General features: G+C 56.7%; 15 protein-coding genes and 3 rRNA genes. 9 read left to right on the plus strand and 9 right to left on the minus strand.

Annotated elements, in window-relative coordinates; translation table 11 throughout:
• Nucleotides 1-2 precede the first annotated feature (2 nt).
• Genes JNO48_02100 through JNO48_02120 form a run of 5 tightly spaced genes read left to right on the plus strand, consistent with a single transcriptional unit; the run spans nucleotide 3 to nucleotide 3,703 of the window.
• Nucleotides 3-734: a hypothetical protein gene (locus JNO48_02100; protein QTE68726.1), complete on the plus strand. Its 732-nt coding sequence runs from the start codon at nucleotides 3-5 to the stop codon at nucleotides 732-734.
• Nucleotides 731-1,885: an FtsW/RodA/SpoVE family cell cycle protein gene (locus tag JNO48_02105; protein ID QTE68727.1), complete on the plus strand. Its 1,155-nt coding sequence runs from the start codon at nucleotides 731-733 to the stop codon at nucleotides 1,883-1,885. Before JNO48_02100 ends, JNO48_02105 begins: the two co-directional genes overlap by 4 nt.
• Nucleotides 1,882-2,163 (plus strand): hypothetical protein, encoded by a 282-nt coding sequence (locus JNO48_02110; protein QTE68728.1) that lies wholly within the window; start codon nucleotides 1,882-1,884, stop codon nucleotides 2,161-2,163. Before JNO48_02105 ends, JNO48_02110 begins: the two co-directional genes overlap by 4 nt.
• A 26-nt stretch (nucleotides 2,164-2,189) precedes the next feature.
• The gene (locus JNO48_02115; protein QTE68729.1) at nucleotides 2,190-3,050 is read left to right on the plus strand and encodes a CHAP domain-containing protein; all 861 of its coding nucleotides are present in this window, start codon (nucleotides 2,190-2,192) and stop codon (nucleotides 3,048-3,050) included.
• Between the two features lie 17 nt (nucleotides 3,051-3,067).
• The gene (locus JNO48_02120) at nucleotides 3,068-3,703 is read left to right on the plus strand and encodes a lysoplasmalogenase (GenBank protein QTE68730.1); all 636 of its coding nucleotides are present in this window, start codon (nucleotides 3,068-3,070) and stop codon (nucleotides 3,701-3,703) included.
• Between the two features lie 733 nt (nucleotides 3,704-4,436).
• On the opposite strand, the gene rrf is transcribed toward JNO48_02120, so the two are convergent.
• The 6 genes from rrf to JNO48_02150 all read right to left on the minus strand — a co-directional run bounded on the left by rrf (nucleotide 4,437) and on the right by JNO48_02150 (nucleotide 11,909).
• Nucleotides 4,437-4,553: ribosomal RNA gene (gene rrf / locus JNO48_02125) — 5S ribosomal RNA — on the minus strand.
• Nucleotides 4,554-4,643: 90 nt separating this feature from the next.
• Nucleotides 4,644-7,539, minus strand: a 23S ribosomal RNA gene (locus JNO48_02130).
• Between the two features lie 365 nt (nucleotides 7,540-7,904).
• A 16S ribosomal RNA gene (locus JNO48_02135) occupies nucleotides 7,905-9,449 on the minus strand.
• The 16S, 23S and 5S rRNA genes sit together here, the layout of an rRNA operon.
• 274 nt (nucleotides 9,450-9,723) lie before the next feature.
• Nucleotides 9,724-10,221: a DUF308 domain-containing protein gene (locus JNO48_02140; GenBank protein ID QTE68731.1), complete on the minus strand. Its 498-nt coding sequence runs from the start codon at nucleotides 10,219-10,221 to the stop codon at nucleotides 9,724-9,726.
• A gap of 145 nt (nucleotides 10,222-10,366) precedes the next feature.
• Nucleotides 10,367-10,897, minus strand: a complete 531-nt coding sequence (locus JNO48_02145) for a hypothetical protein (GenBank protein ID QTE68732.1) — start codon at nucleotides 10,895-10,897, stop codon at nucleotides 10,367-10,369.
• A 16-nt stretch (nucleotides 10,898-10,913) separates the two neighbouring features.
• Nucleotides 10,914-11,909, minus strand: coding sequence for an NYN domain-containing protein (locus JNO48_02150; GenBank protein QTE68733.1), 996 nt, complete (start codon nucleotides 11,907-11,909; stop codon nucleotides 10,914-10,916).
• 211 nt (nucleotides 11,910-12,120) lie between these two features.
• Here JNO48_02150 and JNO48_02155 point away from each other — a divergent pair, with 211 nt between their 5' ends.
• From JNO48_02155 to rpmB, 3 genes are all read left to right on the plus strand, one after another.
• Complete coding sequence (locus JNO48_02155) at nucleotides 12,121-12,891, plus strand: glycosyltransferase family 2 protein (GenBank protein QTE68734.1); 771 nt, start codon at nucleotides 12,121-12,123, stop codon at nucleotides 12,889-12,891.
• Complete coding sequence (locus JNO48_02160; GenBank protein QTE68735.1) at nucleotides 12,888-13,820, plus strand: glycosyltransferase; 933 nt, start codon at nucleotides 12,888-12,890, stop codon at nucleotides 13,818-13,820. Before JNO48_02155 ends, JNO48_02160 begins: the two co-directional genes overlap by 4 nt.
• 97 nt (nucleotides 13,821-13,917) lie before the next feature.
• Entirely contained in the window at nucleotides 13,918-14,130 is a 213-nt protein-coding gene (rpmB, locus tag JNO48_02165) for a 50S ribosomal protein L28 (GenBank protein QTE68736.1), read from the plus strand.
• 74 nt (nucleotides 14,131-14,204) lie between these two features.
• On the opposite strand, the gene JNO48_02170 is transcribed toward rpmB, so the two are convergent.
• Genes JNO48_02170 through JNO48_02180 form a run of 3 tightly spaced genes read right to left on the minus strand, consistent with a single transcriptional unit; the run spans nucleotide 14,205 to nucleotide 18,578 of the window.
• On the minus strand, nucleotides 14,205-15,248 hold the full coding sequence (locus JNO48_02170; GenBank protein ID QTE68737.1) for a polysaccharide pyruvyl transferase family protein: 1,044 nt from the start codon (nucleotides 15,246-15,248) through the stop codon (nucleotides 14,205-14,207).
• Between the two features lie 17 nt (nucleotides 15,249-15,265).
• Nucleotides 15,266-16,390 carry a UDP-N-acetylglucosamine 2-epimerase (non-hydrolyzing) gene (wecB, locus tag JNO48_02175; protein QTE68738.1) on the minus strand — a complete coding sequence of 375 codons (1,125 nt, stop codon included), beginning with the start codon at nucleotides 16,388-16,390 and terminating at the stop codon, nucleotides 15,266-15,268.
• A gap of 16 nt (nucleotides 16,391-16,406) precedes the next feature.
• Entirely contained in the window at nucleotides 16,407-18,578 is a 2,172-nt protein-coding gene (locus JNO48_02180) for a DNA topoisomerase 3 (protein QTE68739.1), read from the minus strand.
• 177 nt (nucleotides 18,579-18,755) lie between these two features.
• On the opposite strand from JNO48_02180, the gene JNO48_02185 reads away from it, so the two are divergent.
• Nucleotides 18,756-19,979, plus strand: a complete 1,224-nt coding sequence (locus tag JNO48_02185) for a peptidoglycan-binding protein (protein ID QTE68740.1) — start codon at nucleotides 18,756-18,758, stop codon at nucleotides 19,977-19,979.
• Nucleotides 19,980-20,010: the final 31 nt, after the last annotated feature.

Here is a 20,010-nt window from a genome sequence, read left to right on the forward strand (position 1 = left end):
ATTTGTACAGCGTGTCACCGGAAATCTGGAATGTGCTTTTCCTGCTGTCACGCTGGCTTTTTGTTATCCTGGCCCTTGTCATTCTGGTTTCTGCGCTGGGATGGCTGGCATCGGACCGGCGTACCCGGAAGGAGCGCCTCCGTGCCCTGCCCGGCGCAGGAACCGTCGGTGAACTGGTAGTTCTGTCCGGCAGTGACCGCCTGCCCGCCCAGACCTGGTTCCCGGTTCCCCGTGAAGGCGTGCTCGGTTCGGTCCGCTCCTGCGACCTGGTGGTTCCGGGTCCCGGAATCCGTTCCTGCCACCTGGATTTCCGCTGGCAGGACGGCGTCGGCCTGCTCCTGTATCCCCGCAGCGGCTGTGAGGTCTGGGTGGACGGCGTCATGCTGGATTGCCATTCAGATGCTTCTGCCCGGCCCATGACGCACGGAATGTGCCTGCAGGTTGGCCCGATGGTCCTCCGGCTTCAGCTTTTTGCCGCGATGGACCATATGGTTCATCCGCTGCAGCAGGCTGTCCTGACGGAGATGGAAATGCCGCCCGCCGGAATGCCATGGGCTGCGCCGGACCCGGCCTTCCCGCCGGCTCCGGGGGCTATGCCTTATCCTCCTGCTGCCGATCCTGTACCGTACCCACCCGCCGTTAGCGCACCTGAAGGTATTCCCGTTGATCCGGTCGGTACCCCGGTACAGTCCCCGTCCCCTGAAAAGCAGTGGAAGGAGGACTGGAGCGAATGAAAAAGCATTCCGTTTCCGCTCGCCGGGTTTGCTTCTGGGCGGTCATCCTGTTTTTCCTGGCCGGTTTCCTGCTTCCCGCCGTACGGGAAGGAGATAACCGTCTCTGGACGCTGGCCGTCGCGGTCCCGGCTGTCATCCTGCTCTGCGGTGCATTATTTGCCCGCCTGCTTTCCATGGACCGGTTGCTGACCGTATTGTCCGTTTCCCTCTGTGCGCTTGGCATTCTCCTGATGGCCGGTCAGCCGGACCTGGCCGTCACCCGCGCGCTGCAAAGTGCCGGCGCGCTGGTTTTCCTGTTCCTTGGGATAACCGTAGTTCATATATACCGTTTCTCGGCGGCTGCCGCCATCGTACCGGCGTTCATTGGCCTGGCCCTGCCGGTGCTTCCGCTGGCCGGTGTTGATGCCGGATTCCGGGTGGAACTGCCCGCCTGCGCATTCCTGATGATTGCCTTTTCCGCGCTGCTGTCCATGCGCCGCCAGCTGTACGCTCTGCTGCTCGGCCTGGCCGGAGCAGCGCTGCTGCTCGCCCAGCCGGCTCCCGCTGCTGCGATTGTGTGGAGCATCGTTTTCCTGCTTCTTTTCTGGGCGTATGGCGGTCATCCGGCGTATCTGCTGGCGGGGATCTCCGCTGTCCTCCTGCTGAGTCTCGGTGCTTCCGCGCTGAACCCAGGTCTGTTTTCAGTCCGTTCAGAAGCTCCGGCATCCCCGCTGCAGGCGGCTGCACCGCTTTCCTTCTTTGGCCCGGAAATGCCGGAAGCCGATCCCGCCTTGGCGGATCCTGATGCCATATCTTTGCTGCCGGCCGCTTCCATGCGGTACGGCCTGGTATTCACCGCCTGCGTGGCATTGCTTTATCCGGTATTGCTGATCCGTGGCGGTTCCCTGGCGGTTCTGGCACGCAGCCGCTTCCATGGGCTCACTGCCATGGGAGCCGTCCTGCTGCTGGGCCTGGGGGCCGTCAGTGCGCTGCTGGGAGACTTCGGTCTTTCCCCCGTGGAAGCGCTTCCGCTTCCCCTGCTCTCTTCCGACTTTTCTGCCCTTTCGGTCTCCCTTTTCCTGGCCGGCCTCCTCTGCGGCGTTTCTGCCCGCAACAAGGCGGACTTGGAGGAAGACGCAAGGCTTTCCATGCTTGCAGGAGGTGCCCGATGAAGCTGCAGCGCTCCCGTTTCCGGCTGATCCTCCTGCTTCTGGTCTGTACATTCCTGGCGGTGCTTTTCTTCGGAAGCCGGCAGGCTGGGCTCCTGCCCGAACTTCCGTCCCTTCCGGAGGTCACGGAAACCGCCGTTCCGGAAGTCCCCGGTTCTCCGTCTCCGGGCAGTACGCCGGGCCTTGCTCCGGGTATCACACACACTCCGGGCACAGAGCTTTCCGCTTCCCCGGCGGAAACCACTCCCGCCCCGGAAACATTCGATCTTTACGGTTTATGAAAGGCAGGTTTTAACGGATGTCCCTGATGAAGCGCGCTTCGGTGCTGGTTTTCACATTTATGCTCCTTTTTTCTTCCACGGCCTTTGCCGCCAAGAAAGGCAAAGCAACCCCGACCCCCGCGCCGCCGCAGGTTCCGGAGGAAGTCCTGTCTGAACTTCCACAGACCATCATCGACCTGCTGGACCTGGCCCGCAGCGAGCTGGAGGAAGTCAGCGGCAAAGAGCTGAAGAAAAAGAACAAATATACCAAGTGGCGCAACAACTATGAATATGGCTGGTGCGGCGGCTTTGTTACCTGGTGTATGCTGGAGCTGGGAATTCCGCAGCAGGAGAAGAACAAGACAGAAAAGAAAGAGGTTTCCGGTCTCGTCCACGTAAAGGAAGCCGGAGTCGGCAAGCTGTACGACGGATATCTGCGTATGAACCGGGTCACATCCGTTCCCCAGAAAGGGTTCATCGCAGTATTCGGCAATGCCAACAAGAAATATGTTAAGGCGGGTGCTACCCCCTATTACCATGTCGGCTTGGTCTATGACCTGCAGCTCCTGGAAAACGGCAAATACCGCATGACCACCATTGAGGGAAATGTTTCCCTGAACTTTACCGATGCGGAAGGCAAGCGGACAAAATCCCCACATACCGTCCGGATGTATACCCGGGACTTTGATCCGAATGCGGAAAATCCGAAGGCCAATATCTCCCTGGTTCCGGAAGAGGATCGTGACCGGGAGGAAAGCCTCACCTTCTCCTGGGATTACACCTATAGCAATCCGTCCATGTATGTAACCTGCTTCCTGATGCCCTGGGTTCCCGGAGATCCCACTCTGGATCTGCGGCCTGTACAGACCCCGGTGCCCACACCAGCCCCTGAGGCTGATCCTGTCTGACCGACGGAGGTGAATTCATGATCTGGATCATCGCGTCCCCGCTTCTCTGCCTGGGCGTATGCCTGCCGATGTTCATGTTTTATAAATCCACCGCAAAATACTCCCTGGCTGCTATGTACAAGTCAGCTGGTACGCTCTGTGCACTGATTCCGGCGCTGGTCGCCGCCATCCGGCTGGATCCCCACTGCTGGATCTGCGCAGCCGGTATCCTGCTCTGTGCGGTCGGTGACTACCTGCTGGAGTTCAGCACCCTGCTGGGCGGCGGTTTCTTCCTTGCCGGCCATATCTGCTATATTGCTTTCCTCATCCATCTCTTTCCCGTTTCAGCCGTGCATATAATCTGCCTGGCTGTTTTCCTGGGAATCATGATCTACACATTTTACAAAAACAAAAATCTGATCGGTAAGCAACTTCCGGTATTCGCCGTCTATGGCATCGTTCTTTCTTTCATGTCCGCCTTTGCGGTCGGTGCGCTGGCCTCCGGTACCCTTTATGGTATCCTGATTGCCTGCGGCGGTGCGCTGTTCTTTGTCAGCGACTATATCCTGCTTCACCGGAATCTTTATACTGCCGGAAAAGCCGTCAGCTGGATCATTATGATCTCCTACTACGCTGCCCAGCTTCTCTTCGGCATCTCCTGTCTTTATATTTAATCGATATTCAGCATTAAACCATATCAGCCGCTTGCGTTATGCAAGCGGCCTCCTCTTTTGGGGAAATATTCATTTAGGGGAAGCGACGATTGAGGTTGCGGGGAGTGAGGGGAGCGTCAGCCCAGTGGGCTGTCCACCGTAGGTGGAAGCGACCCGAGCGAGTCAACCGAAAGGGAGAGCAAAGCGCGCTCCAAGCGCTTTGAACGACCTTTGAGGTTGCGTAAAGCGCCGGCTAATGACAAAAAAACTGCCGCATTATTGCGGCAGTTTTATTTGGAATCCGGGCGAAGCTCTGACGACCCGCAGTGCGGGGAGTTTCGTCAGAGCTGAGGTCATTCGAAAAGGAGCAATCTCTCCAGTGGAGAGTTGCGACTATTAAGAATGCGGGGAGCGAGGGAAGCGGTGCCCCAGTGGGGCATTTGACGAAGTCAAAAGCGACCCGAACGAGTCAACCGAAGCAAGCAATGCGACCGCTCCAAGGGAGCAGTGCGCCGACTGAGGTTGCGGAAAGCGCCGGTTAATGACAAAAAAACTGCCGCATTTTGCGGCAGTTTTATTTGGAATCCGGGCGAAGCTCTGACGACCCGCAGTGCGGGGAGTTTCGTCAGAGCTGAGGTCATTCGAAAAGGAGCAAGCTCTCCAGTGGAGAGTTGCGACTATTGAGAATGCGGAGGCGCGCCGCCGAGATTCCATAAGAAAACCGCTTGCAGAAATGCAAGCGGTTTTATGTGGAATCCGGCGGCGACCTACTCTCCCGGACCGTTACCAGTCAAGTACCATCGGCACTGAAGGGCTTAACTTCTGTGTTCGGTATGGGAACAGGTGGAACCCCTTCGTCATTGCCACCGGAAATGGTGAGCTATTTTTATCCGCACCCTGACAACTGCACAGCTTCCAGATTCAGTCTTTGCCTTTACCAATTTGTCTCAAGATCACGCGTAAAATCAAGCCCTCGACCTATTAGTATCATCAAGCTCCATGCGTTACCGCACTTCCACCGATGACCTATCTACCCGGTCGTCTTCCGGGGGTCTTACTTGCTTGCGCAATGGGAGTCTTATTCTTGAGGTGGGCTTCACGCTTAGATGCCTTCAGCGTTTATCCCATCCGCATTTCGCTTCCCTGCTGTGCCGTTGGCACGACAACAGTTGCACCAGTGATGCGTCCATTCCGGTCCTCTCGTACTAGGAACAGCTCCTCTCATGACTCCTACGCCCACGATGGATAGGGACCGAACTGTCTCACGACGTTCTGAACCCAGCTCGCGTGCCGCTTTAATTGGCGAACAGCCAAACCCTTGGGACCTGCTTCAGCCCCAGGATGCGACGAGCCGACATCGAGGTGCCAAACCTCCCCGTCGATGTGGACTCTTGGGGGAGATCAGCCTGTTATCCCCGAGGTAGCTTTTATCCGTTAAGCGACGGCTTTTCCACTCAATACCGCCGGATCACTAAGCCCGACTTTCGTCTCTGCTCGAATTGTCACTCTCGCAGTCAGGCACCCTTCTGCCTTTGCACTCTTCGAATGATTTCCATCCATTCTGAGGGTACCTTTGGGCGCCTCCGTTACTCTTTCGGAGGCGACCGCCCCAGTCAAACTGTCCACCTGACACTGTCCATTACCCGGTTTACGGGTCCATGTTAGAATTCCAGTAACAGAAGAGTGGTATCCCAACGCCGGCTCCTCCAAAACCGAAGTCCTGGGCTCTCAGCCTCCCACCTATCCTGTGCATCCGTTACCGAAATCCAATATCAGGCTACAGTAAAGCTCTACGGGGTCTTTCCGTCCAGTCGCGGGTAATGGGCATCTTCACCCATACTTCAATTTCACCGGGCCCCCTGTTGAGACAGCGCTCAAATCGTTACACCATTCGTGCGGGTCGGAACTTACCCGACAAGGAATTTCGCTACCTTAGGACCGTTATAGTTACGGCCGCCGTTTACTGGGGCTTCGGTTCGATGCTTCGATTGCTCTAACATGTTCCCTTAACCTTCCAGCACCGGGCAGGTGTCAGCACCTATACGTCAGATCTCTCTTTCGCAGATACCTGTGTTTTTGCTAAACAGTCGCTTGAGCCTATTCTCTGCGGCCACTCTCGTGGCACCCCTTATCCCGAAGTTACGGGGTCATTTTGCCGAGTTCCTTAACAAGGGTTCTCCCGTTCGTCTCAGGATTCTCTCCTCGCCCACCTGCGTCGGTTTCCGGTACGGGTACCTTCAGATGTACTAGCAGCTTTTCTCGCCAGCGTGAACTCACCTGCTTCCCTACTTAATTTCGGTCCGCATCACATCTCAGCTTAGAGGGACGCGTACTTCACTACGCCCCAACCTAGATGCTTGCACGGAGTTGACCATCACCCCGCTCAGGCTATCCTTCTGTGTCACTGCTTCATTCTTCGGTAGTGCAGGAATATACACCTGCTGTCCATCGCCTACGACCGCTGTCCTCGGCTTAGGTCCCGACTTACCCTGGGTGGATGAACCTTCCCCAGGAAACCTTGGGCTTTCGACGGCGAAGTTTCTCGCTTCGCTCTCGCTACTTATACCGGCATTCTCTCTTGTATGCGGTCCACCGTGCCTTTCGATACGGCTTCAGCCTGCATACAATGCTCCTCTACCACGCGCTTGCGCGCATCCATCGCTTCGGTGTCACGTTTTAGCCCCGGACATTTTCGGCGCACAACCACTCGACCAGTGAGCTATTACGCACTCTTTAAATGTGTGGCTGCTTCTGAGCCAACATCCTGGTTGTCTGTGCAATTCCACATCCTTCTCCACTTAACGTGTACTTTGGGACCTTAGCGGTTGATCTGGGGTGTTCCCCTTTTGCCCGCGGAACTTATCTCTCGCGGACTGACTCCCATGGTCTGCATTATATGGTATTCGCAGTTTGATAGAGTTTGGTAGGATTTGAGTCCCCCGCGCCCATTCAGTGCTCTACCCCCATTAATTACTCCATGAGGCTAGCCCTAAAGCTATTTCGAGGAGAACCAGCTATCTCCGGGTTCGATTGGAATTTCTCCCCTATCCACAGCTCATCCCCGCCTTTTTCAACAGACGTCTGGTTCGGTCCTCCATGGGATTTTACTCCCACTTCAACCTGGCCATGGATAGGTCACCCGGTTTCGGGTCTACGTCATGCAACTATCGCCCTATTCAAACTCGCTTTCGCTTCGGCTCCGAACCTTCAGTTCTTAACCTCGCTGCATAACGTAACTCGCCGGTCCGTTCTACAAAAAGTACGAGATCGTACATCGCGTGTACTTTCTCTGCTTGTAAACACAGGGTTTCAGGTTCTCTTTCACTCCCCTCCCGGGGTTCTTTTCACCTTTCCCTCACGGTACTATGCGCTATCGGTCACCATATCGTATTTAGGCTTGGATGGTGGTCCACCCTGCTTCCCGCCGGATTCCTCGTGCCCTGCGGTACTCTGGTTTCAGCTGGCCGTCTGATCTTTTCGCGTACGGGGCTGTTACCCCCTTTGGCTGAGCTTTCCATCTCTCTTCCGCTAAGATCTCGCGTGCGTTTCGCTGACCCACAACCCCGGGGAGCATGCTCCCCGGTTTGGCCTCTTTCCCGTTCGCTCGCCGCTACTTAGGAAATCATTATTTATTTTCTCTTCCTGCGGGTACTTAGATGTTTCAGTTCCCCGCGTGCCCTCCGGTAAGACTATGGATTCATCTTACGGTGACAGCCTCTTCGACTGCCGGGTTTCCCCATTCGGATGTCTACGGATCAATGCCTGCTTGCGGCTCCCCGTAGCTTATCGCAGCTTGCCACGTCCTTCTTCGGCGTATGGTGCCAGGGCATCCACCCTGTGCTCTTTGTAGCTTGATTTTTTCATCGCTGATCCTGAGACCAATTGTTTTGTGAAAATTTACATTTTCCTTACCTCAGCAGGTCTCCCTGCTGATGCAACTGGCCTTTCCTGAATCTTTCTTTGCTGTGCAGTTGTCAAGGTGCGCTCTCGCGTGCGGTGCGCGAGAACTGCGACTGCAGTTCCGCGGTGCGCGTGCGATTCCTTATCCGCGAACCCTGAAAACGATACAGAGATTCAATTTGCAAACATTCAACAGCTGTTTCCTTTTTCGAACGTTCGTTGACGTTCCGTTTTGCTTCTTTGAAGCTTTTAGATGAAAGATTTCTCTTTCATATCGACCTCGGTTTCGGCGTCTGCCTTTCGGCTTCCGCTTTCTCCCTAGAAAGGAGGTGATCCAGCCGCACCTTCCGATACGGCTACCTTGTTACGACTTCACCCCAGTCATTGGTCTTGCCTTAGGCGGCTGGCTCCTTGCGGTTACCTCACCGACTTTGGGCACTCCCAACTCCCATGGTGTGACGGGCGGTGTGTACAAGGCCCGGGAACGTATTCACCGCGGCATGCTGATCCGCGATTACTAGCAACTCCGACTTCATGTGGGCGGGTTGCAGCCCACAATCCGAACTGGGACCACTTTTTTGAGATCCGCTCCCCCTCGCAGGTTCGCTCCTCTCTGTGGTGGCCATTGTAGCACGTGTGTAGCCCAGGTCATAAGGGGCATGATGATTTGACGTCGTCCCCACCTTCCTCCGAGTTGTCCCCGGCAGTCTCTTCAGAGTCCTCGTCTTTACACGTTAGTAACTGAAAATAAGGGTTGCGCTCGTTGCGGGACTTAACCCAACATCTCACGACACGAGCTGACGACAACCATGCACCACCTGTCTCAGTATGAGCAAGCTCACCTTGTATCTCTACAAGTTTTACTGGATGTCAAGACCTGGTAAGGTTCTTCGCGTTGCGTCGAATTAAACCACATGCTCCGCTGCTTGTGCGGGCCCCCGTCAATTCCTTTGAGTTTCAACCTTGCGGCCGTACTCCCCAGGCGGAATGCTTATTGTGTTAACTGCGGCACAGAAGGGGTCGATACCCCCTACACCTAGCATTCATCGTTTACAGTGTGGACTACCAGGGTATCTAATCCTGTTTGCTCCCCACACTTTCGCGCCTCAGCGTCAGTTACAGTCCAGTAAGTCGCCTTCGCCACTGGTGTTCCTCCCAATCTCTACGCATTTCACCGCTACACTGGGAATTCCACTTACCTCTCCTGCACTCAAGCCCGACAGTATCCAAAGCAATTCCCATCTTAAAAACAGGACTTTCACTCCAGACTTACCGGGCCGCCTACGCGCCCTTTACGCCCAATCATTCCGGACAACGCTCGCCCCCTACGTATTACCGCGGCTGCTGGCACGTAGTTAGCCGGGGCTTCCTCCTTGGCTACCGTCTCTTACTCTTCACCAAGGACAGAGGTTTACGATCCGAAAACCTTCTTCCCTCACGCGGCGTTGCTGGGTCAGGGTTTCCCCCATTGCCCAATATTCCCCACTGCTGCCTCCCGTAGGAGTTTGGGCCGTGTCTCAGTCCCAATGTGGCCGATCACCCTCTCAGGTCGGCTACCGATCGTCGACTTGGTGGGCCGTTACCTCACCAACTATCTAATCGGACGCGAGCCCACCCTTCACCGGATTGCTCCTTTGACCCCTTCGGGATGTCCCGTTGTGGTCTTATGCGGTATTAGTACAACTTTCGCTGTGTTATCCCCCTGTGAAGGACAGGTTGCTCACGCGTTACTCACCCGTCCGCCGCTAGAACATACATCTTCAGTTCCATCCGAAAACTTCACATCCGTCGCATGTCCCCGCTCGACTTGCATGTGTTAGGCACGCCGCCAGCGTTCGTCCTGAGCCAGGATCAAACTCTTCCGTTTAATCCTTAACATCTCTCGATGCTAAACTCTTTGGAATCTTCGCTGTCTTCATCTGTGCATCTCTGCACAGTTCCTTTTGTTTGCGCGTTTCTTTCTCTGTATCGTTTTCAAGGTTCGCTTCGCTCTTCCGGGGATTATCTCCCGCAGGCGAGCTTGACTAATATACCAAACCCTCCCCCCTTTGTCAAGCACTTTTTTTCGCTTTTTTGCTTTTTCTGGCAAAAGAACACGCCGTCCCGGTTTCGGAACGGCGCGAAGCTTTGCGCGATATGGGTTACCAGAATCTGCGGATGATGTCCAGGTCCGCCAGTCCGTTGAGTACCAGCGCGGCGCCCATAATGAATACGAGGGCGTCCCAGATACGGAAGGGGCGGAAGATCAGCAACGCGCCGATAATAATGATCACAATCGCGACGATCCTGGAGTAACTCGGCGCTCCCTCTCCCTGGCTGGCCTGGATCAGGTTGCTGATGCCGTTGACCACCAGGACCGCTCCAGCCAGAATCGGAAATATGTTCAGCACGGAGTACGGACGCAGGATCAGCACCAGGCCCGCGACGGCCGCCACGGCGGCATAACCCAGGCGGACGCCTTCCCGGTTCTTTCCGATAAAATAAAAGATCAGGTAGGCTGCGCCGGCAGCGAGCAGCAGGTACCCGACAATTTTCAGCAGGTCTGCCACCATGGAGCCGCGCCGGATCATCATGAAAACGCCGATCACAATGCTGGCGATGGCCAGGATGGTCTTGTTCCGCGTCAGTTTCTGAATCATTTCCCGTCATTCCTTTCCTTTGTCAGTCCGTGCCGGAAAAACGCTTCGGTACCGTTTTCCGACCCTTACCTATTATATCACACTTCCGGAATTCCAAACATAAAAAAAGCGCAAAATAAGCTTCCTTATTCTGCACTGTTCAGCATCATTGCACCGGTGTCAGGTTCCGGATTTTCCACTGTCCGTTTTCACGGACCAGCAAAGCCCGGTAGGTCATTTCCGGCCAGTCCGGAGGATAGATGGCATCCTGTCCCTGCTGGGCAATCACCTCATCCGCTTTCAGACCCTTGACCCGGCCGTCGATCCGGGGAATCCTTTCCGTGATATTCACACGGACGGCGTTTTCCCACGGCCACACCCACAGGAAACCCATATCCAGCCGGTGGTCAATACCGCGGATATTGTAATTAGCATACGGCGATTTTTCCTGCGGCACCGCTGCGATTTCCGAATCCGAATCCAGGTAGCTGTTCTGGAAATATTTGGTCAGCAAATTCCGGTCGGTTGAAATCCCCATGATATACTTGGCACGTCCCGCCATTCCGTCCTTCACGATAATCTGGATGTTGGTCAGGTTCATGGCATAGTAAAATACGGTAATGATCAGCCCGAATACCAGGCAGATCACCAGCAGCCGGCTGGCCAGGTACCATATCCCTCTGCGTAAATACTTCACGGTTTTTGTCTCCCGGTTATAACAGTTTAATCAGCATGGTCTTCTGCTCATCCATCTCCACAACGACCAGGCCGTCCTTTTCCAGCTGCTTCATCACATCGGAGAAACGCTTGAAGCCGATCGCCCGTTCATTGAAATCCGGATAAGCGGTGATGATATCAGCCTTCAGGATGGAAGGATTGACCCGGTCAAATCCGCCTTCCTTATAGGCCTTGATCTGCGCGGCAAACGCCTCGCGCCAGTTGTCCCGCGTCAGCTGAGGAACGGCTTCTGGAGATTCGCTGGTATTGCTCAGCCCAACCATGACGTCGAAATTGTCATTGTGGACGCGCAGGTCGCCGAACTTGTTGGCCAGCTTCATCAGCAGCTTGTAGAACGTGGCGCAGCCGTATGCTTTCTCGTTGAAATCGGGGCGGAGCCGCATCAGGGTACCCTTCAGTTCGCTGGCATAGATCTCGTCCCGGTCCTGTTCCTCCAGCACCGTCGTCAGCAGCTTGTTCAGCTCGCTCTCGTCCGCGGTTTCCTCATTGCTGCTCGCGGCGCGCTGTTTGCGGGGTTTCTCCACATTGCGCTTGCCGACGCTTTCCAGGAACTGGAATTCGTTGCATGCGTTGATGAAGATGTTGCTGGCTGCCTCACTCCGGCTGATGCCCAGCACGAATTTCCCCATGCTCTTCAGCCGGCCGACCAGGGGCGTATAGTCGCTGTCGCCGGAAACGATGCAGAAGCTGTCGATCAGTTCATTCTTGTAGGCGACCTCCAGTGCGTCAATCACCAGCTGGATGTCCGCATTGTTCTTCTGGCTGATGCCGTAGCGCAGGCTCGGAACCACCGTAAAGGTGTTGCTCAGCAGGATTTCCTTCAGGTCGCCGAACTTGTCGGTGTATCCGTATACCTTCCCCAGCAGGATATCTCCGCGGATCTTTACTTTTTCCAGGATGCTGTTCAGTGTCGCGACTTTTGCGCCGCAGTTTTCCAGATCCACGAATACTGCAAATTTACTCAGAGTCAAAACCCTCTTCCAATCTTATAATGCCGGCAGCACCTGCTGCCTCATTATACAGTATACCATTCCGGCCGGCTTTTTTCCACCTCTTCTTTTCCCGCTGCCTGTTTCCGGCATTTGTCCCTTCCCTTAAACAACGAATCCGGCTGGACAAACCTTCCGCTTCTTTGTACAATAGCAGTCAGGAAATAAAAACTGGTTGGGAGGAGATCCGAATATGCCGGCGATTCTTTCCGCGTGCATGGTCCTGTACCACAGCGGGGACGAAGCCTTCCAGGCGCTTCAGTGTATTCAGAACGCAGACCTGGAAGTGGCGGTCTATCTGAGTGACAACTCTCCCGAAGAAATGACCGCGGAGCGCCTGAAGTGGGCCTTCCACGGAATTACCCTGATCCCGCAGGAAAAGAACATCGGTTTCGGCCGTGCCCACAATGCGGTGCTCCCCTATCTGAAAAGCAAATACCACCTGATCATGAACCCGGATGTTTCCTTCGATCCGTCCCTGCTCCGCAGGATGGTTATGTATATGGAAGAGCATCCGAATATTGCCATCCTGACTCCCCGGGTCCTCAATGAAGACGGTACGGAGCAGTTCCTTCCCAAGAAACGGATCTCGATCCATTACCTGCTGGGCGGCCTCCTGGAAAACTATGGAAAGCTGTTCCGCCGCTGGCGGGAAGATTTTACCATGGCGGATATGGAAATCACCCACCCCGTGGCCGTCGAATTCGCCACCGGCTGCTTCCTGCTGATCCGCACGGAAATCTTTTTGCGCCTGAAGGGCTTTGATCCGCGTTTCTTCCTGTATCAGGAGGATTCCGATCTCAGCCGCCGCGTGCTGGAGGAAAAACTCGGCAGCATCGTATACCATCCCGATATGGTCGTCACCCACCGCTGGGCCCGGGAAAACACCCGGACCTTCAAAGGACGTCTGCGCCAGATGCGCTCCGCGGCCAAGTATTTCATGAAATGGGGGATCACGTGGTGAAATCGCTGGTCCTCCTGGCCGCGTACAACGGGGAAAAACATCTTCCGGAGCTGCTGGACTCACTCTGCGCCCAGACGGATCCGGATTTTTCCGTTCTCGTCCAGGATGACGGCTCCTCAGACAGCACGCCGGAAATCCTGGCGGATATCATCCACAGGGATTCCCGCTTTTCTGCTGGAAATGAATCCGGCTGCCATCTCGGTGCCGCCGGAAATTTCCTTTCCCTGATCCGCCAGGCAGATGCGGATCTGGTTTTCCTCTGCGACCAGGATGATATCTGGATGCCGGAAAAAATCGCTGTCCTGAAGCAGGCCATCCGGGAGGAAATATCCCGTTTCGGTGCCGACACCCCGCTCCTGGTCCATTCAGACTGCTCGCTGGTCAATGAATCCGGAAGCCCCGTGGACGGCAGCTTTTTCCGCCACCAGGGCTGGGATCCCTCCGCCGTCACGTTCCCGCGCCTGCTGGTGCAGAACAACGTCACCGGCTGCACGCTGGTCATGAACCGTCCGTTGCTCCGTCTGGTTGCGGAGCATGGCCGGGCGAAGGACCTGTTTATGCATGACTGGTTCATTGCCCTGACCGCCGCGGCCTTCGGCCATATCCGCTTTGTCCCGCAGCAGCTCACCGCATACCGCCAGCACGCGGAAAACACGATCGGTGCCAGCCGTGCCGGTCTCCTGGCCCGGGGTGTCCGGGCGCTCGGTGCCCGCAAGGATGCCCGCCGCCGGATCCTGCTGACCTATACCCACACGCAGGTCTTCCTGCTGATGTACGGGGATGGCCTTCCCGGTTCCGCGCGGAAAACTGCGGAGGATTACCTGGCTACCCGCGGTATGAAAAAGATTCCCCGGATTCGGGCGGTCCGCCGTCTCGGCTGCACCATGCAGAGCCGGATCACCCGGATCGGCCAGATGGTTTTCGGATGATGAAAATTTCTGAAAAAACCGCTTGCATTTTTATATGGCTTGTGATATCTTAGATGGGCTTGATGTGCAGCAGTCTCCAATGGGGAGGAGGATTTCCATGGGTAAGTATTGTCAGATTTGCGAAAAGGGTACGCTGAACGGGAATAACGTCAGCCATTCCAATCGTAAGAGCCATCGCATCTGGGCGCCCAATGTGCAGAGTGTCCGGGTCATGGTGAATGGTGCCGCCCGTCGCATGAACGTGTGCACCCGTTGCCTCCGCAGCGGCAATGTGCAGCGCGCTCTGCCCAAGATTCACGAAGAGGCCTGAGCCCCTGAGCGAAAAATAACAACAATCCCGCCTGTTGTGCAGCAGGCGGGTTTTGTTGTATTCCGGTTGATTGGTTATTCGCTGAGTACATCCCGCAGCCAGGCGGTTCCCTCTTCCCGGATCTGTTCCATCCCCTTTTCATTCACCAGCCGCAGGAAGTGATCCACGCGGCTGTTTTTGCTTTCCGGGTCATCCTCCCGGTAGCGGCGGATCAGTTCGGTCCGCACGCCAAAGATCGTGGCGAACGCGAGCCCGTGGAAGCTGTCCGTGCAGAGCACCGCGGCATTCCGGACCGCTCCGAGGAATTCCCGCGGACCGATTCCGTCCAGCAGTTCCCGGCCGCTCCGGTAGCTGGCCGCATTCACCGGGATATCCAGCACCCGCAGGCCGGTCTCCGCCTGCAGCTGCTTGACATGGGCTGCGTATTCCTCATTTTCCCCGATAAAATAGCACAGGATATACGGTTCTCCCCCCGGTCCCGGTGCCGCCGTTTCTTCCCATGCGGCCCGGTCCAGCAGGCATACCGGGTCGGGCATCACATCCGCCCGGATCCCTGTCATCTGCTCCAGCAGCTCTGCGCCTTCTTCCTCCCGCACCGAAACCGCCCGGAACCCCCGGGTCCATTTCCGGATCTTCCGCACCTTTCCGGCCGCGGGCACGGTCCGGATGCCCAGGCTCGCTGCATACGCGATCTTCGGCGTCTCTTCCGGCGCGAAGGTCAGGAAATAGGCGGGATTCAGCCATACCGGATTCCAGATCTGGTCGCTTCCGCATAGCAGAATGTCATACTTCCCGGCTTGTTCCGCCAGTTCCCGCCGGTTTCTGCAAACCGGGCTCAGCTGCATGTATTCCCGGTAAAACGCCGGAATTGCATCGCTCTTTTTCCGGGCGCCTTCCTGCCCGGCCTTGACGGAACGTTTCCGCAGGCCGTCAATAATCAGTTTCGGATGGTTCCCGCTTCCGATGAGGTTCCGAATCTTCTCCGCCCGGTCCGGAAGGTAGTCGATATGCTCGCATTCGTATCCCAGGGTACGGATCACCCGCTGCAGCGCGTATGCCTGCAGAGATGAACCGTAGTTGTCATTGTGCAGGAATGTCATGATCCCGATGCGTGCCATCGCCGTTCCTCCGTCTGTCATCCTTCCCGGGTCAGGATATCCGCGATCCGTTCGCACGCGTGGCCGTCCCCATAGGGGTTCTCCGCGTGCGCCATGGCTTCGTATGCGCTCTTGTCATCCAGCAGCCGGGTAAACTCGCGGTAGATTTTCTCCTCGGATGTCCCCACCAGCTTCAGTGTGCCGGCAGCGATGCCCTCCGGCCGTTCCGTCACGTCACGCATCACCAGCACCGGTTTGCCGAGGCTGGGGGCTTCCTCCTGGATGCCGCCGCTGTCCGTCAGGATCAGGTAGCTGCGGGCCATCAGGTTATGGCAGTCAATCACTTCCAGCGGCTCAATCAGCCGGATCCGGTCGCAGCCTGCCAGTTCTGCTGCGGCAGCTTCCCGGACCACGGGATTCATATGGATCGGATACAGGGCTTTGACGTCCGGATGTTCCTCCACCACCCGGCGGATTGCACGGAACATGTTGTGCATCGGCTCACCAAGGTTTTCCCGCCGGTGCGCGGTCAGCAGGATCAGGCGGCTGCCGGAAGCCCATTCCAGCTCCGGATGCGTATAGTCCTTGCGGACGGTGGTCTGCAGCGCATCAATGACTGTGTTGCCGGTCACGTACACGGTTTCCGGCTTTTTCCCTTCCCGGATCAGGTTTTCCCGGCTCAGGGGCGTCGGAGAGAAATGGTAACGGGTCACAATACCCGTCGCCTGCCGGTTGAATTCCTCGGGATACGGGGAGAACGCGTCATAGGTGCGGAGCCCCGCTTCCACATGGCCGACAGGGATCTGCATATAGTAGCAGGTCAGCGCGGTGGCAAATGTCGTGCTCGTATCCCCGTGCACCAGCACCACGTCGGGCTTTTCCTTCTCCAGAATTTCCCGCATGCCGTTCATCACGTTGATGGTGATGTCAAACAGCGTCTGCCGGTCCTTCATGATGGCCAGGTCATACTCCGGCACCACCTGGAACGCGTCCAGCACCTGCTGCAGCATGCTCCGGTGCTGTCCGGTCACGCAGACGACCGTCTGGATTCCGTCCCGTTTCCGGAGTTCCTTCACCAGCGGACACATCTTGATCGCTTCCGGCCGGGTTCCGAACACCAGCATTATCTTTTTGTTCCCGTTGTTATTCCCTACGTTTGCCATATTGCTGCTTTCTCCGTTATTTCTGATAGATCATGCTGCGGTTGACGCTGGGGGCTTCATTCCCTTGCGGGTAAAACAGGATGTTCCCCTCCCGGATCATCACGGTTCCGGTGGATCCCGCCAGCTGCTTCTTTTCCAGCAGCAGCCGGATCAGCTTCTCCGTCAGCACCGGTCCACCGCCCCGGGTGAGGCAGTCCTTCCACAGGGTGCAGCGGCAGGACGCTTCCGTACAGCTGAATGCCCGCGGGCTTTCCTGCATTTTCCCCTTCCCGCATACCGGGCAGGTGGTTCCTTCCAGAACCGCGGCGGAAAAACCGCCCTGCCGCCCTTTTCCGCCGGTTCGTTTCCGTCTTTCATCTTCCGGGAATACCACCGCGGATGAAGCGTTCCGGGCATAATCCACCAGGAAGCTGCTCATCCTCCGGATTCCGTCCATAAACCGGCCGGCATCCTGTTTCCCGTCGGTGATATCATGCAGTGCCAGTTCCCAGCGGCCGGTCATCTCCGGGCTGGCAATCTCCGCCGGCATGATATCGATCAGCAGGACACCCTTGTCGGTCGCCTGCAGCGTTTTGCCCTTCCGGGCCGCGTAGCCGACCTTCAGCAGGCGCTCAATAATCGCTGCCCGGGTGGCCGGCGTACCGATGCCGCTGCCCTTCATCTGCTTTGCGAGCTCTTCATCGTCCAGTTCCTTGCCGGCCGTTTCCATCGCGGCCAGCAGGCTTGCGTCCGTATGCGGGGCCGGCGGCTTGGTTTTATCTTCCTTGACCGCCGCGTCCCGGACAATGCGGGTATCTCCCTCGTTCAGGGGCGGAAGCGGTCCTTCCTCTTCCTCTTCACCCTTCGCCTTTTTGCGGGCCTTCGGCGGGTTTTCGAGCGGCGGGATATCATGCCATCCGTTCACCACGATCACCTTGCCGTTGGTGCGGAAGCGGTGCTCTCCCACCTCCGTGATGATCTTTGTGGCGTCATAGTCACAGGCCGGGTAGAACGCTGCCAGCAGGCGTCTGGCCACCATATCGTACAGTTTCCGTTCATCCTCGCTGAATTTCGACATGTCCGGTTTCTTTGCCGTCGGGATAATGGCATGGTGGTCGGTCACCTTGGAAGCGTCAATGGTGCGTTTTGATACCGGAAGTTTTCCGTCCCGAAGGGCGCCCGGTACAAACTTCTGGTAGCCCTCCGGCAGCATCTTCATCGTCTGCACCACCCGGGGAATCATATCCGGCGGCAGGTATCGGCTGTCCGTCCGGGGATAAGTCAGTGCCTTGTGGGTTTCATACAGGCTCTGGGCAGTCTTCAGCGTTTTGTCCGCAGTAAATCCCAGCATGCGGTTGGCATCCCGCTGCAGGCTGGTCAGGTCATACAGCTGGGGCGGCAGTTCATGTTTCCGCACCGTTTCCGCCTGGACAACCCGGCCTTCCTTTCCTTTCACCGCACCGGCAATCGCGTCCGCCTCCGCCTTCGTTTTCAGGTGGGTATCCGGATCCAGTTCTTCCGAGAACCAGATCCCCCTGTAATCGCCGAAGTCGGCGGTCACCGTGCAGAACCCTTCCGGTTTGAAGTTCTCAATTTCCTTCCGCCGCTTAACCAGGATGGCCAGCGTCGGCGTCTGTACCCGCCCCACGCTCAGCAGTGCTTTATATCTCAGCGTAAACGCCCGGCTGGCGTTCATGCCGACCAGCCAGTCGGCCTTGCTCCGGCAGCGGGCGCTCTCGTACAGGCCGTCATAGTCGCTTCCGGGCCGGATCTGCCGGAATCCTTCGCGGATCGCCTCATCCGTCATGGAGGAAATCCACAGGCGGTCGAACGGCTTTTTGCATCCGGATTTTTCATATATATAGCGGAAGATCAGTTCACCCTCCCGCCCGGCATCCGTCGCGCAGATCAGGGAGTCTGTTTCCTTGTCGCAGATCAGCTTCTTCACCTTGCTGTACTGGCTCTTTGTGGCGCTGATCACCTTCAGCGGGATTTCCTCCGGAAGGATCGGCAGCGTATCAAAAGTCCACTTTTTCAGGTGCTCGTCCATCTCGTCCGGCTCCATCAGGGTCACCAGATGGCCGACAGCCCAGGTCACAATATACTGGTCGCCGATCAGGCATCCGTCCCCGGATGTCCTGCAGCCGATCACCCGGGCAATATCCCGGCCGACGCTTGGCTTTTCGGCAACCACGACAATCTTTCCCACGCTTCGTTTCCTCCGTTCTGGTTTTTTATTATATCATATTTTTCAGCCTTTTCGTTTCTCCCGGGCTGAATCCCGGATTGTTAACACCTTCGTAACATTTTCTTTACATTTTTGCATCAATATGCTATACTCATCTCAGCAAAAATGACCAATTCATCCCGGAAGGAGGAATTCATCGTGCGTCGCAACCGGATCCTCTGCCTGCTGATCGTGATTATAATGGCCGTCCTGGCCTGTGCCCCGGCGTACGCCCTGAAGGCCTCCACACTGTGCCGGGGATCAAAAGGAGAAAATGTCCGCCTGCTCCAGCAGGCGCTGATCAATCTCGGTTATCTTTCCGGAAAAGCTGATGGCAAATTCGGGCCGATGACCGAAGAAGCAGTCATCAGTTTCCAGAAGGCCAACAGCCTCACGGCGGACGGGCTGGCCGGGACCAAAACTCTTGCCCTCCTGCTGGGCGGGCAGTCCACGCAGGTCGTCCAGCCTGCTGTCACGGCTCCTGCTGCGCAGGCATCCGCTCCGGTTCAGGCCCCAGCGTCTTCCGCGTCTTCCCAGGTTTCTGCACCGGCTGTGTCATCTTCCTCTTCCGGCGGGCTGTTCGGCGGCGATTACTCCACCATCAGTATCGGGGACCGCGGTTCCCGGGTCAAAGCCATGCAGCAGGCGCTGATTACCCTGAAATACCTGTCCGGCAAAGCGGACGGTATTTTCGGACAGCAGACGCTCAAAGCCGTATACACCTTCCAGAGCCGGAGCGGCCTCAAACAGGACGGACTGGCCGGGAAGAAAACCCTCACCGCCCTGGAATCTGCCGTCATCAGCGGCAGTACGGCTCCCCAGGCATCCGAATCATCTTCCCAGGCATCTGCTTCATCGCAGGCAGCCCAGACGTCTTCTTCCTCCGCTTCGAAACCGGATGCTTCTTCCGCGGTCACAACGGCGTCCGTTTCCGCCCCGGGAGTCAGCAGCATCAAGCTTCTGCACTGGTTCAACGATATCAAGCCTTCCCTGAAGAACGGGGACCATCTGCTGATCTATGATCCGTCCTCCGGGCTGAGCTGGACCCTCAACGTCCTGTCCCGCGGCCGCCACTGCGACTGTGAACCGCTCACGAAGGCGGATACGGACACCATGGTGCAGTCATTCGGCGGAAAGAATACCTGGAACCAGCACGGCGTTTATGTCAAACTGCCCAGTGGCACCTGGACAGTCGGCTCCACCCACGATATGCCCCACCTGTCCGGCAGCATCAAGGACAACGGCTTTGACGGCCACCTGTGCGTCCACTTCCTGCGGAATATGGATGAAGCCGAAACCAACGATCCGAACTACGGCGTCTCCAACCAGAAAACCATCCGTGAGCTCTGGAAGCGGATTTCCGGCCAGGAAATAAATTACTGATCTGTCAATCAAAAACCCTTGACAATCGAAC

It is taken from the genome of Clostridiales bacterium (assembly GCA_017569285.1).
In the GTDB taxonomy this organism is placed as follows: Bacteria; Bacillota; Clostridia; order Christensenellales; family Aristaeellaceae; genus Aristaeella.

Coding starts and splice junctions, on each gene's coding strand:
- JNO48_02110 (QTE68728.1), top strand. CDS start 1,882: ATGAAGCTGCAGCGCTCCCGTTTCCGGCTGATCCTCCTGCTTCTGGTC.
- JNO48_02120 (QTE68730.1), top strand. CDS start 3,068: ATGATCTGGATCATCGCGTCCCCGCTTCTCTGCCTGGGCGTATGCCTG.
- rpmB (QTE68736.1), top strand. CDS start 13,918: ATGGGTAAGTATTGTCAGATTTGCGAAAAGGGTACGCTGAACGGGAAT.
- JNO48_02170 (QTE68737.1), bottom strand. CDS start 15,248: ATGGCACGCATCGGGATCATGACATTCCTGCACAATGACAACTACGGT.
- JNO48_02115 (QTE68729.1), top strand. CDS start 2,190: ATGAAGCGCGCTTCGGTGCTGGTTTTCACATTTATGCTCCTTTTTTCT.
- JNO48_02105 (QTE68727.1), top strand. CDS start 731: ATGAAAAAGCATTCCGTTTCCGCTCGCCGGGTTTGCTTCTGGGCGGTC.
- JNO48_02140 (QTE68731.1), bottom strand. CDS start 10,221: ATGATTCAGAAACTGACGCGGAACAAGACCATCCTGGCCATCGCCAGC.
- wecB (QTE68738.1), bottom strand. CDS start 16,390: ATGGCAAACGTAGGGAATAACAACGGGAACAAAAAGATAATGCTGGTG.
- JNO48_02155 (QTE68734.1), top strand. CDS start 12,121: ATGCCGGCGATTCTTTCCGCGTGCATGGTCCTGTACCACAGCGGGGAC.